Source organism: Gilliamella sp. wkB112, assembly GCF_001690685.1.
GTDB lineage: Bacteria > Pseudomonadota > Gammaproteobacteria > Enterobacterales > Orbaceae > Gilliamella > Gilliamella apicola_J.
In genome coordinates this window covers 1-1,754 of record NZ_LZGL01000002.1, presented here as the reverse complement: position 1 = coordinate 1,754, position 1,754 = coordinate 1, and the positions used below count along the sequence as shown (strand labels likewise).

1 protein-coding gene, 2 tRNA genes, 2 rRNA genes and 1 pseudogene are annotated in these 1,754 nt (G+C 40.8%); 5 read left to right on the top strand and 1 reads right to left on the bottom strand.

What is annotated here, in order from left to right; translation table 11 throughout:
- From A9G12_RS00130 to A9G12_RS00110, 5 genes are all read left to right on the top strand, one after another.
- Nucleotides 1–439: ribosomal RNA gene (locus A9G12_RS00130) — 23S ribosomal RNA — on the top strand; the annotation flags it as partial.
- 122 nt (nucleotides 440–561) lie between these two features.
- Nucleotides 562–677 (top strand): 5S ribosomal RNA (gene rrf / locus A9G12_RS00125).
- A 40-nt stretch (nucleotides 678–717) separates the two neighbouring features.
- A tRNA-Asp gene (locus A9G12_RS00120) sits at nucleotides 718–794 on the top strand.
- Between the two features lie 8 nt (nucleotides 795–802).
- Nucleotides 803–878 (top strand) — tRNA-Trp (locus A9G12_RS00115).
- A gap of 132 nt (nucleotides 879–1,010) precedes the next feature.
- Entirely contained in the window at nucleotides 1,011–1,349 is a 339-nt protein-coding gene (locus A9G12_RS00110; RefSeq protein ID WP_065563869.1) for a DUF413 domain-containing protein, read from the top strand.
- A gap of 6 nt (nucleotides 1,350–1,355) precedes the next feature.
- On the opposite strand, the pseudogene A9G12_RS00105 reads toward A9G12_RS00110, so the two are convergent.
- A pseudogene (locus tag A9G12_RS00105) lies at nucleotides 1,356–1,754 on the bottom strand (YifB family Mg chelatase-like AAA ATPase); the annotation flags it as partial.

The window sequence follows — 1,754 nt, the reverse complement described above, 5'->3', positions numbered from 1 at the left end:
ACCGCCCAAGAGTTCATATCGACGGCGGTGTTTGGCACCTCGATGTCGGCTCATCACATCCTGGGGCTGAAGTAGGTCCCAAGGGTACGGCTGTTCGCCGTTTAAAGTGGTACGCGAGCTGGGTTTAGAACGTCGTGAGACAGTTCGGTCCCTATCTGCCATGGGCGTAGGAAAATTGAGAGGGTTTGCTTCTAGTACGAGAGGACCGAAGTGAACGCACCGCTGGTGTACGGGTTGTGATGCCAATTGCATTGCCCGGTAGCTACGTGCGGGATAGATAAGTGCTGAAAGCATCTAAGCACGAAACTAGCCTTGAGATGAGTTTTCCCAGATGAGAATCTGTAAGGTCCGTTTGAGACTAAGACGTAGATAGGTCAGGTGTGTAAGTGTAGTGATACATTGAGCTAACTGATACTAATGAACCGAGAGTCTTAACCTTACAACTCGGAGTTGTTTTGGGCGCTAAGTAGAAGAAAAGCAGTTTGTTCCGGATTGGGTTGGTGTGTTATGAAGAAGAAAGGTATGACACATTAACAAAGAAATGAGAGTATACAGAATATGTCTGGCGGTAATAGCGCGGTGGTCCCACCTGACCCCATGCCGAACTCAGAAGTGAAACGCCGTAGTGCCGATGGTAGTGTGGGTATTACCCATGTGAGAGTAGGGTGCCGCCAGACTTTTAAGTTAAGTAGTAATAAAATACATACCAAATTCGGTGGAGCGGTAGTTCAGTTGGTTAGAATACCTGCCTGTCACGCAGGGGGTCGCGGGTTCGAGCCCCGTCCGTTCCGCCACCTTATTTAGGGGCGTAGTTCAATTGGTAGAGCACCGGTCTCCAAAACCGGGTGTTGGGAGTTCGAGACTCTCCGCCCCTGCCACACATCGATGATTTGCTTTAATTTTAACCAATCAGTCAAATCTATCTATATAAATTACAGAAAAATGTTTACAGATTAACTTAGTTAATTATAATTCCCGCCCAACTATGTATACAACCTAGAGGATAGAAAATGGCTGAGAGTTTTGTAAGTCAACAACGTTTTTTTGATAATAAAAATTATCCAAGAGGATTTTCTCGTCATGGTGATTTTACTATTAAAGAAGCTCAAATTTTAGAAAAATATGGTTGTGCCTTTAAAGATCTTGATGCAGAAGTCAGAAAACCTGCTACAGCGGAAGAAAAATCATTTGTTTCTGTTTGTAAAGGGAAAAAGGAAGCATCTACAGACTTTGAAAAAGTATGGCTTAAATATCTTGCTCGTATAAATAAACCAAAACGTTTTCATACATTATCTGGAGGTAAACCTCAAGTTGATGTTAGTGATGATTTTGTTGATAATGATGACTAAATTTTTTTAGCCAATATTTTTGTGTAGTTGAATCAATAAACGATCCATAGAACGATAACTCAATGCTTCTGAAAGATGTTTTCGTTCTATAGTTTCCGACAAATCCAAATCAGCGATAGTACGGGATACTTTCAATATGCGATGCCATGCTCTTGCAGAAAGTCCTAGTTTTATTAATGCCTGCTCTAAATAATCACTATCGGCGTTAGATAATTGACAATAAAGTTGAATTTCTTTCGACATTAATTGGCTGTTTAGTTTTTTGTTTCTTTTTAATTGTTTTTCTCTACTTTGTAATACGCGAATTTTTCTTGATTGTGTCGATTCAGCGTGAACTATTTTCTTACTTAATGTGCCTTGTGGTAATAAAGGTACTTCGATAGAAAGATCAAACCTATCCAAAAA

Coding starts and splice junctions, on each gene's coding strand:
- A9G12_RS00110 (WP_065563869.1), top strand. CDS start 1,011: ATGGCTGAGAGTTTTGTAAGTCAACAACGTTTTTTTGATAATAAAAAT.